This is a genomic window from Pantoea sp. X-Soil-TKNS-1280 (assembly GCF_059730475.1).
In genome coordinates this window covers 1,918,063-1,938,091 of sequence record NZ_AP035962.1, presented here as the reverse complement: position 1 = coordinate 1,938,091, position 20,029 = coordinate 1,918,063, and the positions used below count along the sequence as shown (strand labels likewise).

Genomic DNA, 20,029 nt, shown 5'->3' with positions numbered 1-20,029 from the left:
AAGCGCTACCACACTGACTTCTTTTACGGGTACAGCGTAAAATCAGCGCGTTAGAACAAGGTTTGTACAAAGGCTGTGCAAACGCTGGGCTAGTTGTAGCGGGAAAAGGTGAGAAAAATGTAGAGCGGTATCACATCCCGGAACGACGACAAAATTCTCCATATATTCAGCAAAATTAACCGGTCATTAACTTTTGCAGTGGATCACGAAATGCCTGTTGATGGCAGAAAAGTGCATATTCTCAGCCGGGGATGACTAACCGCTCCAGCCCACCCATTCCAGGATAAGCGCAGATAACTGACACAGGAGAATTTCAATGGGCGCTGGCGCTATTACCATCGGGCTGGATTTTGGCAGCGATTCCGTCCGGGCCCTGGCCGTGGACTGCCACAGTGGCAAAGAACTGGAAAAAGCCGTGGTCAACTATCCGCGCTGGGCTAAAGGCTTGTTTTGCGATGCGCATGCCAACCGCTTTCGTCATCATCCGCAGGACTATATAGACGCGCTGGAACAGGCGCTGGTGACGGTAGTGCAAAAACTCAGCCCGGAACAACGTGCCGCCGTGGTGGGGATTGGTGTGGACAGCACTGGATCGACACCCGCCCCCATCGATCGTGATGGCAACGTGCTGGCGCTGCGTCCTGAGTTCGCCGACAACCCCAATGCGATGTTTGTGTTGTGGAAAGATCACACCGCGATAGAAGAAGCGGAGGAGATCAATCAGCTGTGCCACAGCGGCCGCTTCACCGACTACACCCGCTATATCGGCGGCATTTATTCGTCGGAGTGGTTCTGGGCGAAAATTCTGCACGTTTCCCGTGAAGATGCCGCAGTCCGTGACGCCGCCGTTTCCTGGGTGGAACTGTGTGACTGGGTGCCAGCCCTGCTGAGTGGCACCACAACGCCGCAGCAGTTGCGTCGTGGCCGCTGTGCCGCCGGGCACAAGTCCCTCTGGCATCCTGACTGGCAGGGTCTGCCTCCCGCCGAATTTCTTAACGCGCTCGACCCACTGCTGACTGAACAACTCGACTCGCCACTGTTCATCGATACCTGGACTGCCGATGTGCCGGTCGGCACCCTGAGCGCCGAATGGGCGCAGCGCCTCGGCCTGTCACAGCAGGTGGTGTTGTCTGGCGGTGCGTTTGACTGCCATATGGGTGCCGTCGGAGCCGGTGCGCAGCCTTACACGCTGGTCAAAGTGATTGGCACCTCAACCTGCGACATCCTGATTGCCGACAGCGAAAAAGTCGGTGACCGCGCCATCAAAGGTATTTGCGGCCAGGTCGATGGCAGCGTGATGCCGGGTGCCATCGGCTGCGAAGCCGGACAATCCGCCTTCGGCGATATCTACGCCTGGTTCAGCCGCCTGCTCGGCTGGCCACTGCAACAGGCCGCACAGCAACACCCTGAGCTGCAACCCCAGCTGGAGCTGTTGCAAAAAGATCTGATCCGTCAACTGACCGATGCCTGGGCCGCTAATCCGCAGCTCGATCATCTGCCAGTGGTGCTGGACTGGTTCAATGGCCGTCGCACGCCTGATGCGAATCAACGCCTGAAAGGCGTGATTACCGACCTCAATCTCGGTACCGATGCCCCGGCACTGTTTGGCGGCCTTATCGCTGCCACTGCCTTTGGCGCGCGCGCCATTATGGAATGTTTCGAACAACAGCAGATCCCGGTGGCAAGCGTGCTGACCCTCGGCGGCATTGCACGTAAATCCCCGGCCATCATGCAGGCCTGCTGCGACGTGATGAACCGGCCACTGGATATCGTCGCTTCGGACGAATGCTGCGCACTCGGTGCCGCCATTTTTGCCGCGGTAGCCGCCCAGGTTTACGCCGATGTCCCTGCGGCACAGCAGGTGATGGCCAGCCCGATCGACGTAACGTTACAACCGGACAGTCAGCGCGTAGCGCGCTATCAACAGCTCTATCAACGCTATCAACATTGGTGCCAGGCCGCTGAACCGCAGTATGCCGCACGCACCGTTTCCGCTAAGTAAAGGAGTGGTTTTATGGAACAGCACAACACACAACAGGTGTGGTTTGTTATTGGTACGCAACACCTCTACGGGGCGGAGACCTTACGCCAGGTGGAACAGCACGCGCGCCAGGTGATGGATGGTCTGAATCAGGCGGGTAGCCTGCCGTTGCAACTGGTGCTCAAACCGCTGGTGAAATCGCCGGATGAAGCGCTGGCGCTGTGCCGCGAGGCAAATCACGCCAATGAATGTGTCGGCATCATCACCTGGCTCCACACCTTCTCGCCCGCGAAAATGTGGATCGGCGGATTGAGTATCCTGAATAAGCCACTGCTGCAATTCCATACCCAGTTCAATGCCGAGATCCCATGGGACAGCATGGATATGGACTTTATGAATCTCAACCAGACCGCCCACGGTGGCCGCGAGTTCGGCTTTATCGGTGCGCGTATGGGCCTGCAACACAGCGTCGTTACCGGCCACTGGCAGGATAAAGAGAGCCAGCTGCGCATCGGCCGCTGGATCCGTGCTGCCCAGGCACGTCAGGCCAGCCAGCAACTGAAGGTGGCCCGTTTCGGCGATAACATGCGCGAAGTGGCAGTCACCGAAGGCGATAAAGTGGCGGCGCAAATTCAGTTTGGTTATGCGGTAAACGGCTGGGGCGTCGGTGATTTGGTCGAGGTGGTGAACAGCGTCAGCGATGGCGACGTCAATGCCCTGATTGATGAATACGAAAGCCACTATCGCTTTACCGAAGTGGCGGCAGTGAATGGTGAGAAACGCCAGAACGTGCTGGATGCGGCACGCATTGAATTGGGACTGAAACGCTTCCTTGAAGCGGAAGGCTGCAAAGCTTTTACCACCAACTTCCAGACGTTACATGGCATGACGCAGCTCCCCGGTCTGGCGGTGCAACGCCTGATGGGCCAGGGCTACGGTTTTGCCGGTGAAGGTGACTGGAAAACCGCCGCGCTGCTGCACATCCTCAAAGTTCAGGCGGGTAATCGCGCTGGCGGCACCTCGTTTATGGAGGATTACACCTATCACTTCTCCGCAGGCAACGATCTGGTGCTGGGTTCCCATATGCTGGAAGTGTGCCCGTCCATCGCCAAAGAAGAGAAACCGCTGATTGATGTACAGTTCCTCGGCATTGGCGGCAAAGCCGATCCGGCCCGCCTGATTTTCTCTACCCCAGCCGGACGCGCGGTGAATGCCAGCGTGATCGATCTCGGCGACCGCTTCCGTCTGCTGGTGAATGTGGTGGACGCGATTGAGCAACCGAAACCGTTACCGAAGCTGCCGGTGGCGCGTGCCTTGTGGCGTGCACAACCGTCACTGGCAACGGCGTCAGAAGCCTGGATTCTGGCCGGTGGTGCCCACCATACGGTGTTCAGCCAGGCACTGGATCTGGATGACCTCTATCTTTACGGCGAGCTGAACGGTATCGAGGTGCTGGTGATTGATGACGAGACGCGTTTACCCGCATTTAAAGATGCGCTGCGCTGGAATGAGGCCTATTACCGCCTGATGCGTTAATCGTTTTTTGCTGTTTTATCAGGTCGCGATTTATCGCGACCTTTTTATTTGTGAAAGAAAAAATCTCACCACGACAAATTTATGCATCGTGACTTTTTCAGGAAAAAATCCCGGCGCTATCAGGAGGGAATAATGTTTAATGTTATGGCAAGCCGACAAAAGAACCACATCCTTGAGGAGAGAATGACATATGGATCCTATTGGAAATATAGCAGGCACCCCCCTTCCGGTTGAGGGAGCACTGGCTGCCATACCATCACCAATCAATATAAACCAGGTAGCAAACCGTGAAAATTACGATTTATCCTCATTTTATATTGACAGAAATACGCCGATAGATTTTGACAAAATTGATTTCAACGATTTATCGTATAAAGAATCATATAACAAATTCTGGCGAGAAGCATTGGAGAAAATACATCTAAATTTAAAGGAAAAATATCAAAACAAAACTTACCCGCATACGACAGTTGGAGCATATCTCAAGAATAAAAAATACCCTCCTGCTCGCGGGAAAGATTTTTACCGGGCAGAATTCGATTTTAACAGTAATAACGTGATGGCGCACAGCGCTAATCTGGCGGTAGTTTTGTATTCCGTAATCAACTGTAATCTGCAAATTGTCCCCGCTATTAAGCAGCTGAAATTACTCGGCATGATACATCCTTATCTTAAATTGACGAATAAAGAAAATTTTTATCAGCTTTATTCACAGGTACAAGTCACCAGGTTAACTATGCGAGATTGCTCATTTCATGATACCAAGCTGCTTGCTAACTTAACCGCTCAGAACAACGATGACTTTTTTAGTTCAATCCCGGCAGTTATCATTGGCAATGGCAACGGACAAGGTGAATTCTTTGCCAATATGGATGCGCAAGGCACCACGAAATGTCTCGATATCCGTATACTGTCATGTCGGGACAATCAAGATAAAGACATCACACTCAACTGCCTTCAGCAAATATATGACGTCACAAAAAATGATCGAATAAAAGCAATCCGCGTCTGTACTTATGCTGAACTCGATAAAACGTTATGGCACAAGAATTCTCGCGGATGGCCTGATGTCGGCTATATCCTCGCAAGTGGTGATACGATAACCACCCATACAAAGCCAGCCTTGAACCTGAATCATATTGAAAATGATATACAAAGTTTGTTGTCATTATTTCATATCGACAAAAGCACACCGATACCCTTTGAAAAACTGGATTTCAACGATATCCGCCACAGAACGCTGTCAGAAGAATTTATGAGAGTCGATCTGGAGGAGATACGTCAGGAATTCGTCAGAAAATATGCTGATGACAGGTTCCCCTATAAAACGATCAGAGAATATCTTGCCTACACTTCTTCGCCTGGGCCAGACGATATCGATTATCGCCCCGATTCCTTTGATCCGCATGATGATAATAATGTCGCCCACGGCACTAATCTGGATGTGGTGACACACGCCATTGTTAACTGTGGCCTGCAACTGGTGCCGGGCATCACCCAGTTGCTACTGCTGGGAAAACAACATGACATCACCTATAAAGCCGACCCTAAATTAACCTGGCTGCTAAACGTGGCGGTACGCGCGACAACACTCAGAGCGTTACGCAGCAACTTTAGTGATGTCGAGCAGTTTGCCATTGATGCTGCGCAGGAAACGACCAATATTCTGAGTTCCATCCCGGTGGTGGTGATTGGTGAGGGGATCAATGAACGTGATATGTATGCCGGTCTGAGTAATGAATTTGCTTATGCCAGAGTGAATATCTGGATTCTGGCACTTAAGGATGAGATTGATAAAAGAATTGTGATGGAGTGGTTTAAAAAAGTTCGCGATGCGCTGGGCATTGAGGAAATCAATTCGCTCATGTTTTGTACCCTTAAAGATGTTAGTGATTGTCGCAGAAAAACGGGGCGTGCAACGCGGCCAGACCTTGCGTCACTGATGGAGAAATGCCACACCCTTGCATAATTGATTGCATTAATTCGTAGCGGCGCGATAAATCGCGCCACTAAAAAAATCGGGAGAACGTAAACGATGGACGTAAACAGAAATACTACCGCATCAGTAAATCCGATACCCGTGGAACAGGTTGCCGGGACATCTCAAACAACGATAAATGTCAGCCATGTAGCCAATAAATCAAACTATGACTTATCCTCATTTTATATCCCTATGGATACGCCCATTACCTTCGATAATTTTGATTTTAACGATGTGTCGTACCAAAATATGTGGGCTGGGGGATGGAGAGAGAATATGGCCGCGCTACGCCAGGCATTAAAACAGAAGTATGAGGCTCAACCCTATCGCTACGCTAACGTGGGTATTTATCGTCAGGCAAAACATTACCCCGCTGGCAACAGCATTGATCACCGCCACTCGAAGTGGATTCTGACCGGCAACAATAGATTAGCGCACGGCACCAATGCTGCGGTGATTTTATATTCTGTTATCAATTGCAACCTGCAAATTGTCCCGGTCATTAAGCAACTAAAATTACTCGGCATGGAACATCCCTATATTAAAAATCTCAGCGAGGGTAATTATTATCAACTTTGCAAGGGTGTCAGGGCCAGCCTGTTATCGAGTATAAGTAGTTTTCGTGACGCACAAGAACTTGCCAAAACAGCAGCACAAAATAACGAAAATTTTTTTTCATCTATGCCTGTGGTTGCCTTTGGTGAGGGTATTGAAGCAAGTCATCTATATCAAAATGTCGATAACCAAATAGCGACTAAGTGTTTGAACATCCGCGGGCTGGCATGCAGAAACAAGCAGGAAAAAAATATTCTGCTGGAATGCCTCAAAGAAATCTATGACACAACAAAAAATGAAAAAATTAAAGAAATACGCGTTTGCACTTTCGATGTTCTCGACAACACTATTCTCAAAACAGACAGTCTGAGAAGACCTGACCTTGAGTATGTATTGGCGAGTAGTGACACTCTAGAAACGCTGTCACACCCCACTTTGAATCTGAACCATATTGAAAAAAACCCTGAAACCTTATTAGCTGATTATCAGCTTGATAAAGATACTCCGATCTCTTTTGCAAATTTCGATTTCACTAATACTGCTATTTTCATGCGCATCTATCAGCTGAGCGCCAGACAAGAAATGGAGGAGATCCGTCAGGGTTTAATCAGGCGATTTGTTGATGGCAATTTTCCCTACAAGACGATAGGTGAGTATCGTGACCATGTGGGTGCGCCGCAACCCGGCACCGTCAATTACCGCCCTGCCGTATTTAATCCTGATGCTGAGAATAACGTGTCACATGGTACCAATCTGGATGTGGTTACCCATTCGATTATCAACTGCGGGATGCAACTGGTGCCGGGTATCATGCAGCTGCTGCTGTTGGGTAAACAGCATGAATACACCAGCAAAACCAACCCGGAATTAGCGTATCTGCTCAGCCTGGCGGTTCGCGCGACAAAGTTAAGGTGTATAAGTAGCCGCTTTAGTGATGCCAAGGACTTTGCCCGCCTGGCCGCGCAGGACACCACTAACCTGCTGAGTTCCATGCCGGTGGTGGTGATTGGCGATGGCATCAATCAACGTAATATGTATGCCAATCTGGATAATGAGTTTGCTTTCGCCAGAATCAATATTTGGTTTCTGGCATTGAAAGACGAGACGGACAAAAGAATCGTGATGGATTGGTTCCGCTTAGTCAAAGAAACGCTGGGTATTGAGAAGATTAATCAATTGATGTTTTGTACTTTCGATGAGATTGACAAGTGTCACTGGGAAAATGGCCATCCGGTGCGACCGAATCTGGTGGCGCTGATGGAAAAAAGTCACACCATTACCTAGATTTGCGCGATAAATTGCGCCGCTACGGATACACAGACACAGAAAAAACAGGAGGCCCGGTTGGACCTCCACAACGGTGTTTCACAAAGATCGTCTCAGCCGACGGTATTCCAGAAACATCGTCACAAGCTTCCCTAATGGTGGTGCAAGGCTACGAGGATGATAACCGTTTAACAGGTGCATTTTGCTGGCGATCCCACATCACTGTCAGCAGGCGTTGCAGCGCGATAAAAGCAAATAACAGAATGCCGATGGCGATTTTGGTCCACCATGAACTCAGCGTACCGTCGAAGTTAATCCATGTCTGGATCAGCCCCTGAATCAACACGCCAAACAGGGTGCCGAGTACCGTACCTACGCCACCCGACAGCAGCGTGCCGCCGATCACCACCGAGGCGATGGCATCGAGTTCCACTCCTAATCCTGCCAGCGCATAACCCGCCGAGGTATAGATAGAAAACACAATACCTGCCACCGTCGCCAGCGTGGTCGATAACATATAGATTTTGATGGTGGTGGCACGCGTCGGGATCCCCATCAGCTGGGCTGAGGTCAGGTTGCCGCCGATGGCATACACCTGATTACCAAACCGCGTACGGTGCGCCAGCAGGATGCCGCCAATCACCACCACCAGCATAATCACCGCCAGCAGGCTCAGACGCCCGCCACCCGGGATTTTCCACGCCAGGCTCGACAACAGGGTATACAGCGGGTGGTCGATGGGAATGGAGTTTTCCGACACCAGATAGCTGCAACCGCGCAGGAAAAACATCCCGGCCAGGGTGATGATAAACGCCGGGATCTTCAGCGCATCAATCAACCACCCCATCATGCCGCCAAATGCCGCACCCAGCGCCAGAATCAGCGCAAACGCCAGCAGCGGATCAACATGATAATCGCCGATCAATCGGGCGAGAAATACACCGGTAAAAGCAATGACCGCCCCCACTGACAGATCAATGCCGCCAGATAGAATGACAAACGTCATCCCGACGGCAATGATGCCGAGAAAGGCGTTATCGGTCAGGATATTACAAATCACCCGCGTTGAAGCGAAGCCGGGAAACTGGCTGAGACAGAACAGATACCCGGCAACAAACACCAGCAGGGTAATCATCAGGGGAAGATGGCGTTTAATCATGATGGACGTCTCCGTTTCAGCATGGCGATAAAGCGCGGTGACTGAATCAACAACACGCACATCACCACAATCGCTTTCACCACCTGGTTCAGTTCGGGCGGGAATCCTGACAACAAAATCCCGGTATTCATCGACTGAATAATCAGCGCGCCAATCAGCGACAGCACCAGATTAAAACGTCCGCCCATCAGCGATGCCCCGCCAATCACCACCGCCAGAATCGCATCCAGTTCCAGCCACAGACCGGCGTTGTTGGCGTCCGCGCCACGGATATCTGCGGCGACAATCAGACCCGCCACTGCCGCACAGACACCGCTGATAACGTAAGTGGACATCACCACCAGCCAACCGGTGACCCCGGCATTGCGCGCCGCACGCAGGTTGATCCCGACCGCTTCGATAAACAACCCGAGCGCGGTTTTGCGCGTCAACAGCCACACAGCCAGCGCCACTACCAGCGTTATCCACACCGGTACCGGCAACAGCCACAATGACCCGCTGCCAAACCACGCCAGGTTGTCATTATCGAAGGTGACGATTTGCCCCTGGGTGATCAGCTGCGCGACACCACGCCCCGCCACCATCAAAATCAGCGTGGCGACGAACGGCTGGATACGTAACAATGCCACCAGCACCCCGTTCCACAAACCGCATGCCAGACCGGTGCCGAGCGTCGCAAGAATCACAAAGGATAAACTGTGTCCTGCCACGGTGAGCGTTGCCGCCGTGGCCCCAGCGATTGCCATCACCGCACCCACCGACAAATCAATGCCGCCGGTGGCAATCACCAGCGTCATCCCCACCGCCAGCAACGCCACTGGCGCTGCGCGGTTGAGAATATCGATCGGACTGCCAAACAGGCGGCCATCCTGTACATGCACAGCAAAAAAGTTATTGGCGACCAGGCTATCCACCAGCAGCACCAGGATCAGGGCAGCGATTTGCGGCATGCCGGGAGGCAGTTTCGGTTTACGCCGATTGGTTTTTTCAGACGTCATATCGGATTCAAGCATGTTGTGCTCCTCCGTGGGCGATGGCGTTGACAATTGACGCCACCGACAGCTGCTCGAGTGGGATTTCCGCCACCTGTTTCAAATCACGCATAATCAACACGCGATCGGCGTAGCCCACCAGTTCTTCGAGTTCAGAGGAGATAACCAGCAGCGCCAGTCCATCGGCGCACAGGGATTCAATCAGACGAATAATCTCGGCATGGGCACCGACATCAATACCACGCGTCGGCTCGTCGAGTATCAGAAACTGGGGTTTAGTCACCAGCCAGCGAGACAGCAACACTTTCTGCTGATTACCGCCGGACAATAACTCAACCGGTTGATCGGCATTGGGTGTCCGTATCCCCAGACTTTTAATAAAGCGATCGGCTATCGCCTGTTGTTCACGCTTTTTAATCGGACGCAGCCAGCCGCGCTGCGCCTGCAACGCGAGGATAATATTTTCCCGTACCGACGCCTTACCAATAATGCCGTCGGTCTTGCGATCTTCCGGGCAGAAACCCATGCCCAGTTTGGAGGCTTTTGCCGGGGTGCGAATCTGCTGCACTTTACCTTTGATGGTGGCAGTACCGCGATCGGCACGGCGGATACCAAACAACACTTCGGCGGTTTCGGTACGCCCTGAACCTAACAGCCCGGCCAGCCCGACCACTTCTCCTGGCCGCACCTGCAAACTGAACGGCTCGATGGTGCCCTTCTTACCGTAATCTTCAAACGCCACCACCGGTTGATTGCTGCGCAGGGTACTGCCCTGACGCTGTAACGCATTCTCCAGCAGTTCACGCCCCAGCATCAGTTTGATCAACTCAATACGCGGCAGTGAGGCGGTATCACGGGTGGCGATAAACTGCCCGTTACGCAGCACCGTGATGCGGTCGGTGATGCGATAGACCTGATCCAGAAAATGGGTGACAAAAATCAGGCTCATCCCTTTGGCTTTCAGTTGCGCCATCAGGGCAAATAACATTTCGACTTCGCTGGCATCGAGGCTGGCGGTGGGTTCATCGAGGATCAACACCTGCGCCGAGAGATCTACCGCCCGGCAAATCGCGATAATCTGTTGCATCGCCACCGAGTAATGGCCCAGTTGCCGTGTCACATCCAGCGCAAAACCGTATTTACGCATCAGCGCATCGGCATCGCGTACCATGCGCTTGCGATCGATCATGCCAAAGCGACGTGGTTCGCGGCCAATATATAAATTATCCGCCACCGACATGTTCGGCAGCAGATTCACTTCCTGGTAAACGGTGCCAATCCCCATCGCCTGTGCATCGCCGGTATTGTGTGGCGCGATGGTCTGACCATTAAGGGTAATCACCCCGGCATCGCGGGTGTAAACACCGGTCAGCACTTTAATCAGCGTCGATTTACCGGCACCGTTCTCTCCCAGCAGCGCCATAATTTCGCCTTTACGGATGCTGAAAGAAACGTTATCCAGCGCCTTAACGCCCGGAAAACCTTTGCTGACGCCGCTGATGGTCAGCAGTGCTTCTTCTTGTGATGTACTCATACGGATCTGCCTCGCCTTACGTCATGAAAACCGCCCCGAAGGGCGGTGCGGGGATCAGTAACCCATGCCTTTTTTCTTATCGAGTTGTGCCTGAGCATCAGCAGGCAGGAAGAGTCTTGACTCGGTGCGAATGATTTTCGGCGGCTGGGTGCCGTCTTTTTTCAGTTTTTCCAGCGCATCAAAAGCCGGGCCTGCCATGTTTGGTGTCAGCTCGACGTTTGCATTGGCTTCACCGGCCAGCATCGCTTTGTAGATATCCGGTACGCCGTCAATTGAGCCGGTCAGGATATCTTTGCCCGGTTTCAGGCCCGCTTCTTTAATGGCCTGAATAGCACCGATAGCCATATCGTCGTTGTGCGCGAACACCATGCAGATGTTTTTGCCGTTGTTCTCAGCCTTGATAAAGCTCTCCATCACCTCTTTACCTTTACTGCGGGTAAAGTCACCGGACTGCGAACGGATAATCTTGATGTTGGGGTGTCCGGCGATCGCTTCAGCAAAGCCTTTCTTACGGTCAATTGCCACGCTGGCACCCACCGTACCCTGCAATTCCACCACGTTACACTGCTTGCTGCCGATGGTTTTCACCAACCAGTCGCCGATCAATTTGCCTTCCAGCACGTTATCCGCGGTCACGACTGACTCATACAGTGACTTGTCATTCACGACGATGGCACGGTCGAGCAGGAAGACCGGAATTTTGGCATCTTTGGCTTCTTCAAGGACGGGTTCCCAGCCAGTTTGCACCACCGGCGCGATAAAGATGGCATCCACACCCTGAGCGATGAACGAACGCACCGCTTTGATTTGGTTCTCCTGTTTCTGCTGACCATCAGCGATCTTCAGCGTGATGCCACGCTTTTGCGCTTCACTTTTTGCCACGTTAGTTTCCGCTGAACGCCAGCCGGATTCCGAACCAACCTGTGAGAATCCTACTGTCATATCAGCAGCCAAAACCGGGGCGCTGATAGCGGCGCTCACCATGGCAGACAAGAGTAAACGTTTCCACATAATTTCATTCCTCTGAAGGGAGTGTGCTGTAGGGGGTACAAACGCGGTTTAAGCCTGGCGTAAAAGTGCGTCGCTGAGAGCGACCTGCTTCACAAAATAGAGTGAATTAAAGGAGTTACGAGGAGATAACAGGCAAAATCCTGGTTAGAGTTATGGACAAAACGCCTGGCGTTTTTCGTCAATGCGGTTAAATAAATGTAATAAAGAGAATCGCTTATGCTGCATTATGCTGGAAACGATTACAGACACCGCGTAAATAATGGTTATGCTGCCTGAGGGAAAGGAATTGATCGTTTTGTGACTGCCCGCACAGTTCGAGATGTATGGTTTCAATCTGTGTACATAAATTTATCGACCGGTCGATAATAATCCGGAAATTCAGTTGAGCGGCTGGCAAGAAATAGCGTTATAAAACGCAAATAATAACGCTGACTATTTTCTGCCATCCTGAAGGAGGCTTTACTCCATCGCCTGAATAACCAACGTAAATTGGGTTTAATTGCACCATAACGAGGCGCATTTAATTGTGTAAGCGGTAAAAAAGTGTCTTTTGGTGCGCGGAATGGCTTACTTTGTCTGATTTTTGCATTTTTTTATGATTGGTGTATGGACTCTGGCACCGTGCTCCCTATACTTGGCGCTTCCCTGTTCTTTATTTTTTAATGGCAATCATGACTGCGCTCGATTACCTGCTGAAATTCCGTAAAGTGAATAATCTTGAGAGTCTGGAAAAACTCTACGACCATCTTAACTATTCACTGACTGATGATAACGAAATCATCAATATGTATCGTGCTGCCGATCACCGTCGCGCCGAACTGGCTTCCGGAGGACGTCTGTTTGATCTGGGCCGTGTGCCTAAATCTGTCTGGCGCTACGTGGTTTAATACGTTTCAACTTCCTGCTTTCCGTTACTATTGCTTTGTCCAGGTCGGGCGTGCCCCGTTTGGACATGATACGCTTACGGCCCTAATCCCGGTAACTGGACTTTTTCGATGACTGAACAGGTGAATCCACCACGTATTGCTGGCTGGTTATTATTTCCGCTGGCGTGGCTGATTATGACCATGCTCACCAGCGCACTGGTGGTGGCGATGTATCTCAGCCCGTTATTCAACCCTGAACTGCGCACCACATTATTCTCGCACGGCGGCATCCTGCTGACGCAATGGTCGGTTTCACTGCTGACTGCCGGGCTGGTGTGGGCCTACAGCATCTGGGTTTGCTGGATTTTCTGTAAACGCTCACAGCGTTTGCCGCGTCACTACATTCTCTGGCTGTTGATGACGGTGTTGCTGGCAGTAAAAACCTTCGCTTTCACGCCGGTATCCGATAGTAAAGCAATCCAGACATTACTGCTGTCGCTGCTGGCAGCGGCGGTATTTGTTCCCTATTTCAAGCGTTCTAAGCGCGTGAAACAGACGTTTATCCAGCCGTAATGGCGCAAGTTTCGTCAGGAATTTAATTCTGAGTGCTCTCAACCCCGCTGTAAACGCCGCCTGGGTTGAGATGCAGCTCTCAATTCCGGATAATAGACGCCTTTCGGCTTCCCAGGTTTCGTCATGACCGATTATTTACTGCTCTTTATTGGCACCGTGCTGGTGAACAACTTCGTATTGGTAAAGTTCCTTGGACTTTGCCCGTTCATGGGTGTGTCAAAAAAACTGGAAACGGCCATCGGCATGGGACTTGCCACCACCTTCGTGATCACGCTGGCCTCCATATGTGCCTGGCTGGTTAACCATCTGATTCTGGTGCCGCTCGATCTGGTTTATCTGCGTACCATGGCCTATATCCTGGTGATCGCCGTCGTGGTGCAGTTCACCGAAATGGTGGTGCGTAAAACCAGCCCGTCCCTCTATCGTCTGCTCGGTATCTTTCTGCCGCTGATCACCACCAACTGTGCGGTGCTGGGCGTGCCATTGCTGAGCGTCAACCTGAACCACACCTTTTTGCAGGCTGCGCTGTATGGCTTCAGCGCCTCACTCGGCTTCTCGCTGGTGATGGTGCTGTTTGCCGGTATTCGCGAACGCCTGGTGCTGGCCAATGTGCCCACCCCGTTTAAAGGTAACTCCATCGCCCTGATTACCGCTGGCCTGATGGCGCTGGCGTTTATGGGCTTTAGCGGTCTGGTGAAATTCTGATGACCGCGATTTGGATAGCAATTGCCGTATTGAGTGCCCTGAGCCTGGTATTTGGCGCCCTGCTCGGTTACGCCGCGCGTCGTTTCGAGGTCGAAGAAGACCCGATTGTTGAACAAATTGATGCCATTCTGCCGCAAAGTCAGTGCGGCCAGTGCGGCTACCCTGGATGCCGTCCGTATGCGGATGCCGTCGGTAACAACGGCGAAGCCATTAACAAATGCGCGCCCGGTGGCGAACAGACCATGCTGAAACTGGCTGCGCTGCTTAACGTCGAGCCACAACCACTGGACGGCGGTGAAGAGGTACTGGCCCCGGTGCGTACCGTTGCCTGGATTGATGAAGCCAACTGTATCGGCTGCACCAAATGCATTCAGGCTTGCCCGGTAGATGCGATTGTCGGTGCCACCCGTGCGATGCACACCGTGCTGAGCGATGTCTGCACCGGTTGCGACCTTTGCGTTGCCCCTTGTCCAACTGATTGCATTGAGATGCGCCCGGTTGCCACCACCACGGCCAACTGGAAGTGGGATCTCGAAACCATTCCTGTACGGGTGATCCCGGTAGAAAGTCATGCTTAATTTGCTCAACCTGTTCCGCAAAGAGAAGCTGTGGGATTTTCAGGGCGGCATCCATCCGCCTGAAATGAAAACACAGTCAAACGGTACGCCGCTCAGTCAGTTACCACTGCCTGAACGTTTTATCATTCCGCTAAAGCAGCATATCGGCCATGAGGGCGAGATCTGTGTCGCACCTGGCGATCATGTACTGCGCGGCCAGCCGCTGACCTTTGGCAGCGGACGTATGCTGCCCGTTCATGCGCCGACTTCCGGTACCATTGAAGCTATTGCGCCGCATATGACTGCGCACCCGTCTGGCCTGTCTGAGCTGTGTATCTTTCTCACTGCCGATGGCGAGGACCGCTGGACTGCGCTCGACCCACAGCCTGATTACCGTTCCCTGCCACGCGAAGAGGTGGTGAAACGCATTTTTGATGCCGGGATTGCCGGGCTCGGCGGTGCCGGTTTCCCGACAGCGACCAAATTGCGCGGTGGTCTGCGTGGCGTGAAAACGCTGATTATTAACGCTGCCGAGTGCGAACCCTATATCACCGCTGATGACCGCCTGATGCAGGATTGCGCAGCGGAAGTGCTGGAAGGCTGCCGTATTCTGGCCTGGCTGTTACAGGCCGAGCGGGTGCTGATCGGCGTGGAAGATAACAAGCCGGAAGCCATCGCGGCGCTGAAACAGGCGCTGGGCGGTGAACGCGATATGCAACTGCGGGTGATCCCGACTAAATACCCGTCCGGCGGTGCCAAACAGCTAACCAAAATTCTTACCGGGCTGGAAGTACCGCATGGCGGCCGCTCCACCGATATCGGCGTACTGATGCAAAACGTCGGCACCGCCTGGGCGGTGAAACGCGCCATCATCAACGGCGAACCGATTACCGAACGCGTGGTGACGGTGACTGGCGAAGCGATCGCTCAGCCACGTAACGTCTGGGGGCGTCTTGGTACCCCGGTTAGCCACCTGCTGCATCATGCCGGGTTTACCCCAGGCGCGCGCCAGATGGTGATTATGGGCGGCCCACTGATGGGCTTTACCCTGCCGTCGCTGGATGTGCCGGTGGTGAAAATTACCAACTGCATTCTGGCTCCCTCGGCTGACGAGATGGGCAGCAATCAGGATGAGCAATCCTGCATCCGCTGCAGCGCCTGCGCCGATGCCTGCCCGGCAAAACTGCTACCACAGCAGCTGTACTGGTATAGCCAGGGCGGCGATCATGACAAAGCACGCGCGCATCATATTGATGACTGCATCGAATGCGGTGCCTGTGCTTATGTCTGTCCGAGCAATATTCCGCTGGTGCAATATTATCGCCAGGAGAAGGCTGAACTGCGCGCCATCGACCTGGAAGCGAAGCGCACTGCCGAAGCCAAAGCGCGCTTTGAAGCTCGCCAGTCACGTCTGGAACGGGAAAAACTGGCGCGTGAAGCACGCCATGAACAGGCAAAACAGCGTGTTGCACGTAGCGATCAGGGTGAACTGGATGCTGCTGTCGCGCGCGTCAAAGCACGTCAGACCATTACGCCTGAACAGGCCGCCGCAGAAAGCGAAGCGCGCCATGCTCAGGCGCTGGCACGTCAGGCGGAAACCCAGGCCGAAACTCAGGCACTGAGCCGTCAGGCTGGCGATCCGCGCAAAGCGGCGGTCGAAGCGGCCATTGCACGCGCCAAAGCGAAGAAAGCAGCCACTACCGAGCCGGTTAGCGAAGCTCCTGCTGAGGCGGTCGATCCGCGTAAAGCCGCGGTGGAAGCGGCAATTGCACGCGCCAAAGCGAAAAAAGCTGCCGCTGCTCCGCCGGAGCCCGTGAGCGAGACGCCCGCTGAACAGGTTGACCCACGTAAAGCCGCCGTAGAGGCCGCCATCGCTCGTGCTAAGGCGAAGAAAGCCGCTGCGGCACAGCCAGCGATTGCCCCTGTTGAAGCACCTGCCGCAGAGCCGGTTGATCCACGCAAAGCCGCAGTAGAAGCCGCCATTGCCCGCGCTAAGGCGAAGAAAGCCGCTGCGGCGCAGCCAGCGATTGCCCCTGTTGAAGCACCTGCCACAGAGCCGGTTGATCCACGCAAAGCCGCAGTAGAAGCCGCCATTGCCCGCGCTAAGGCGAAGAAAGCCGCGGCCGCCGCGCAACAGGCTGACGTCTCTGCCGCTGTTGATTCCCCGGAAACGGAGGCCGCTGCGTCTCCTGACTCCGCCGACCCACGCAAAGCGGCAATTGCCGCGGCAGTCGCCCGTGCCAAAGCGCGAAAACTCGCGCAGCAGCAGCCTTCGACGTTTGAGGATTAAATGGCTTTTCGTATCGCAAGTTCCCCTTATACCCATAACCGCCGCAGCACTGGCAATATCATGCTGCTGGTGGTGTTGGCTGCGCTGCCTGGCATGGCGGCACAATGGTATTTTTTTGGTGTTGGCTTTCTGATTCAGGTGGCGCTGGCGATTATCACCGCATGGGCAACTGAAGGCGCGATTCTGCGTTTACGCAAAACCCCGATAGTGCCGACGCTGGCCGATAACTCGGCATTGCTGACCGCCCTGCTGCTGGGGATCAGTTTGCCGCCACTGGCCCCCTGGTGGCTGGTGGTGATTGGTACGGTGTTTGCCATCGTGATCGCCAAACAATTGTATGGTGGCCTTGGGCAGAATCCGTTTAACCCGGCGATGGTCGGTTATGTGGTGCTGCTGATCTCCTTCCCGGTGCAGATGACCAGTTGGATGCCGCCGGATGCACTGCAAACCATTAAACCGGGTCTGCTTGATTCCCTCAGTATGGTTTTCACTCATCACACGCTGGCCGGTGAAACCATGCAACAGTTGCAACTCGGTGCGGATGGCATCAGCCAGGCCACGCCGCTCGACACCTTTAAAACCGGTCTGCGCGCCGGACACAGCGCCGAACAGCTGCTGGCAGAGCCGATTTATCACGGCGTGCTGGCTGGATTGGGCTGGCAGTGGGTCAATCTGGGTTATCTGCTCGGCGGCCTGTTGTTGCTGGCCAAAAACGCCATCCGTTGGCACATTCCGGTCAGTTTCCTGCTGTCGCTGGCGTTCTGCGCCACCCTCGGCTGGCTGTTTTCCCCGGAATCGCTGAACTCGCCGCTGATTCATCTGTTCTCTGGCGCAACCATGCTGGGCGCATTTTTTATCGCCACCGATCCGGTGACGGCTTCCACCACCAATCGCGGTCGCCTGATTTACGGTGCCCTGATTGGCTTGCTGGTGTGGCTGATTCGTAGCTTTGGCGGTTATCCCGATGGCGTTGCGTTTGCGGTTTTGCTGGCCAACATCTGTGTGCCGTTGATCGATTACTACACCCAGCCGCGCGTTTACGGCCATCGTAAGGATTAACCGATGTTCGAAACTATTCGTAAAAATGCGCTGACGCTGGCAATTTTCGCGGTGATCACCACGGGTGTCACCGCAGTGGTCAACTTTGTGACCAAGCCGACGGTGGATCATCAGACCGCGCTGCAACAAAAAAATCTGCTGGATCAGGTGGTGCCGACCGATATGTACGACAACCATATCCAGCAGGAATGCTATCTTGTCACCGATCCGGCCCTCGGAAACGGCAAGCCGCATCACCTGTACCTGGCGCGTAAAGGCAACACGCCGGTGGCTGCCGCACTTGAGACCACCGCGCCGGATGGCTATTCTGGTGCGATTGAGATGCTGGTCGGTGCCGATTTTCACGGTAAAGTGCTGGGTGTCCGCGTGATTGAACACCATGAAACGCCCGGTCTTGGCGATAAAATCGAGCTGCGCGTCTCAGACTGGATCAACAGTTTTAACGGCAAAGTGGTACACGGTGCCGACGACAAGAATTTTGCGGTGAAAAAAGACGGCGGTGAGTTTGACCAGTTTACCGGTGCCACCATCACCCCGCGCGCGGTGGTCAATGCCACCAAACGTACCGCGTTACTGATTGAAACCCTGCCAGCGAAACTGTCTTCGCTGCCCGAGTGTGGAGAGGCAAATGAGTGAAGCGAAAAACTTACTGATCGGCGGCCTGTGGAAAAATAACTCTGCACTGGTGCAGCTGCTTGGACTCTGCCCGCTGCTGGCGGTGACGTCCACCGCCACCAACGCCCTAGGTCTGGGTCTGGCGACCACGCTGGTGCTGACCATTACCAACAGCGCCATTTCCGCCTCACGTCGCTGGGTACCGGCTGATATCCGTATTCCGATTTACGTGATGATCATCGCCTCGGTGGTGAGCTGCGTGCAGATGCTGATCAACGCCTACGCCCACGGCCTGTACCAATCCCTTGGCATCTTTATCCCGCTGATTGTGACCAACTGCATCGTGGTGGGCCGTGCCGAAGCCGTCGCTTCAAAAAGCAGCGTTCCCCTTTCGGCGTTGGATGGCTTTGCCATTGGCATGGGAGCTACCTGCGCTATGGTGACGCTCGGCTCGATTCGCGAAATCATCGGCAGTGGTACGCTGTTCAACGGTGCCGACCAGCTGCTGGGTCCCTGGGCCAAAGTGCTGCGTATTGAAGTGGTGCATTTTGATTCGCCGATGCTGTTAGCAATGCTGCCACCGGGCGCATTTATCGGCCTCGGCATGCTGCTGGCGGCTAAATATCTTATCGACCAGAAAATGAAGCAGCGTGCAGCCAATCGCGCGACGGCACCCGTGGCTGAACCGCAGGGCCAGGCGGAGAAAGCAGTGTGAATCAGGACAAACGCGTACAAATTCTGACGCGCCTGCGCGATGAAAATCCCCATCCCACCACCGAACTGAACTTCACTTCACCGTTCGAGTTGTTGATTGCCGTGCTGTTGTCGGCGCAGGCTACCGATGTCAGCGTCAATAAAGCCACCGCCAAACTTTATCCGGTGGCAAACACCCCCGCCGCCATCCTGGCGCTGGGGGTGGATGGCGTGAAGGAGTACATCAAAACCATCGGCCTGTTTAACAGCAAAGCGGAAAACGTCATCAAGACCTGCCGTATCCTGCTGGAGCAACACGGCGGTGCAGTACCGGAAGATCGGGCCGCGCTGGAAGCGTTACCCGGTGTCGGACGTAAAACCGCCAATGTGGTACTGAATACCGCCTTTGGCTGGCCAACTATCGCCGTCGATACCCATATCTTCCGCGTCAGCAACCGCACGCGGTTTGCCCCAGGCAAAAACGTCGAAGAAGTGGAAGAAAAGCTGCTGAAGGTGGTGCCAAAGGCATTTAAAGTCGATTGCCACCATTGGCTGATCCTGCACGGTCGCTACACCTGCGTGGCACGTAAACCGCGCTGTGGTTCCTGCCTGATTGAAGATCTGTGCGAGTTCGACGCCAAAACTGAGTAAGGGCT

17 protein-coding genes are annotated in these 20,029 nt (G+C 53.7%); 13 read left to right on the top strand and 4 right to left on the bottom strand.

Annotated features, from left to right (window positions below; genetic code table 11):
- Window positions 1–316 precede the first annotated feature (316 nt).
- The 4 genes from AC6I8X_RS09095 (at window position 317) to AC6I8X_RS09080 (ending at window position 7,337) form a co-directional block, all read left to right on the top strand.
- A complete protein-coding gene (locus tag AC6I8X_RS09095; RefSeq protein ID WP_313687197.1) occupies window positions 317–2,002 on the top strand; it encodes a ribulokinase in 1,686 nt (561 codons plus the stop codon).
- A gap of 12 nt (window positions 2,003–2,014) precedes the next feature.
- Window positions 2,015–3,517 carry an L-arabinose isomerase gene (araA, locus tag AC6I8X_RS09090; RefSeq protein ID WP_313687195.1) on the top strand — a complete coding sequence of 501 codons (1,503 nt, stop codon included), beginning with the start codon at window positions 2,015–2,017 and terminating at the stop codon, window positions 3,515–3,517.
- Window positions 3,518–3,707: 190 nt separating this feature from the next.
- On the top strand, window positions 3,708–5,486 hold the full coding sequence (locus tag AC6I8X_RS09085; RefSeq protein WP_497840932.1) for a hypothetical protein: 1,779 nt from the start codon (window positions 3,708–3,710) through the stop codon (window positions 5,484–5,486).
- Window positions 5,487–5,552: 66 nt separating this feature from the next.
- Window positions 5,553–7,337 carry a hypothetical protein gene (locus AC6I8X_RS09080; protein ID WP_497840931.1) on the top strand — a complete coding sequence of 595 codons (1,785 nt, stop codon included), beginning with the start codon at window positions 5,553–5,555 and terminating at the stop codon, window positions 7,335–7,337.
- A 151-nt stretch (window positions 7,338–7,488) separates the two neighbouring features.
- On the opposite strand, the gene yjfF is transcribed toward AC6I8X_RS09080, so the two are convergent.
- The 4 genes from yjfF to ytfQ are packed head-to-tail and all read right to left on the bottom strand — an operon-like array spanning window position 7,489 to window position 12,015.
- Window positions 7,489–8,478, bottom strand: coding sequence for a galactofuranose ABC transporter, permease protein YjfF (gene yjfF / locus AC6I8X_RS09075; RefSeq protein ID WP_497840930.1), 990 nt, complete (start codon window positions 8,476–8,478; stop codon window positions 7,489–7,491).
- Window positions 8,475–9,491 carry a galactofuranose ABC transporter, ATP-binding protein YtfT gene (gene ytfT / locus AC6I8X_RS09070; RefSeq protein ID WP_299452638.1) on the bottom strand — a complete coding sequence of 339 codons (1,017 nt, stop codon included), beginning with the start codon at window positions 9,489–9,491 and terminating at the stop codon, window positions 8,475–8,477. The genes yjfF and ytfT overlap by 4 nt, the downstream gene beginning before the upstream one ends.
- Entirely contained in the window at window positions 9,484–11,004 is a 1,521-nt protein-coding gene (locus AC6I8X_RS09065; protein WP_313687189.1) for a sugar ABC transporter ATP-binding protein, read from the bottom strand. The genes ytfT and AC6I8X_RS09065 overlap by 8 nt, the downstream gene beginning before the upstream one ends.
- Window positions 11,005–11,058: 54 nt before the next feature.
- Window positions 11,059–12,015 (bottom strand): galactofuranose ABC transporter, galactofuranose-binding protein YtfQ, encoded by a 957-nt coding sequence (ytfQ, locus tag AC6I8X_RS09060; RefSeq protein WP_299452632.1) that lies wholly within the window; start codon window positions 12,013–12,015, stop codon window positions 11,059–11,061.
- Between the two features lie 671 nt (window positions 12,016–12,686).
- On the opposite strand from ytfQ, the gene ydgT reads away from it, so the two are divergent.
- From ydgT to nth, 9 genes are all read left to right on the top strand, one after another.
- Entirely contained in the window at window positions 12,687–12,902 is a 216-nt protein-coding gene (gene ydgT / locus AC6I8X_RS09055) for a transcription modulator YdgT (RefSeq protein WP_041525780.1), read from the top strand.
- A gap of 108 nt (window positions 12,903–13,010) precedes the next feature.
- Window positions 13,011–13,454 carry a DUF2569 domain-containing protein gene (locus AC6I8X_RS09050; RefSeq protein ID WP_299452625.1) on the top strand — a complete coding sequence of 148 codons (444 nt, stop codon included), beginning with the start codon at window positions 13,011–13,013 and terminating at the stop codon, window positions 13,452–13,454.
- Between the two features lie 123 nt (window positions 13,455–13,577).
- Complete coding sequence (gene rsxA / locus AC6I8X_RS09045; protein ID WP_021185190.1) at window positions 13,578–14,159, top strand: electron transport complex subunit RsxA; 582 nt, start codon at window positions 13,578–13,580, stop codon at window positions 14,157–14,159.
- Complete coding sequence (gene rsxB, locus AC6I8X_RS09040) at window positions 14,159–14,737, top strand: electron transport complex subunit RsxB (RefSeq protein WP_208714868.1); 579 nt, start codon at window positions 14,159–14,161, stop codon at window positions 14,735–14,737. Before rsxA ends, rsxB begins: the two co-directional genes overlap by 1 nt.
- A complete protein-coding gene (gene rsxC / locus AC6I8X_RS09035) occupies window positions 14,730–17,006 on the top strand; it encodes an electron transport complex subunit RsxC (RefSeq protein ID WP_497840929.1) in 2,277 nt (758 codons plus the stop codon). The genes rsxB and rsxC overlap by 8 nt, the downstream gene beginning before the upstream one ends.
- Window positions 17,007–18,065, top strand: a complete 1,059-nt coding sequence (gene rsxD / locus AC6I8X_RS09030; RefSeq protein ID WP_313684910.1) for an electron transport complex subunit RsxD — start codon at window positions 17,007–17,009, stop codon at window positions 18,063–18,065.
- 3 nt (window positions 18,066–18,068) lie between these two features.
- Window positions 18,069–18,701, top strand: coding sequence for an electron transport complex subunit RsxG (gene rsxG, locus AC6I8X_RS09025; protein ID WP_084874392.1), 633 nt, complete (start codon window positions 18,069–18,071; stop codon window positions 18,699–18,701).
- On the top strand, window positions 18,694–19,395 hold the full coding sequence (locus AC6I8X_RS09020) for an electron transport complex subunit E (protein ID WP_313684906.1): 702 nt from the start codon (window positions 18,694–18,696) through the stop codon (window positions 19,393–19,395). Before rsxG ends, AC6I8X_RS09020 begins: the two co-directional genes overlap by 8 nt.
- Complete coding sequence (nth, locus tag AC6I8X_RS09015) at window positions 19,392–20,024, top strand: endonuclease III (RefSeq protein WP_084874386.1); 633 nt, start codon at window positions 19,392–19,394, stop codon at window positions 20,022–20,024. Before AC6I8X_RS09020 ends, nth begins: the two co-directional genes overlap by 4 nt.
- Window positions 20,025–20,029 lie beyond the last annotated feature (5 nt).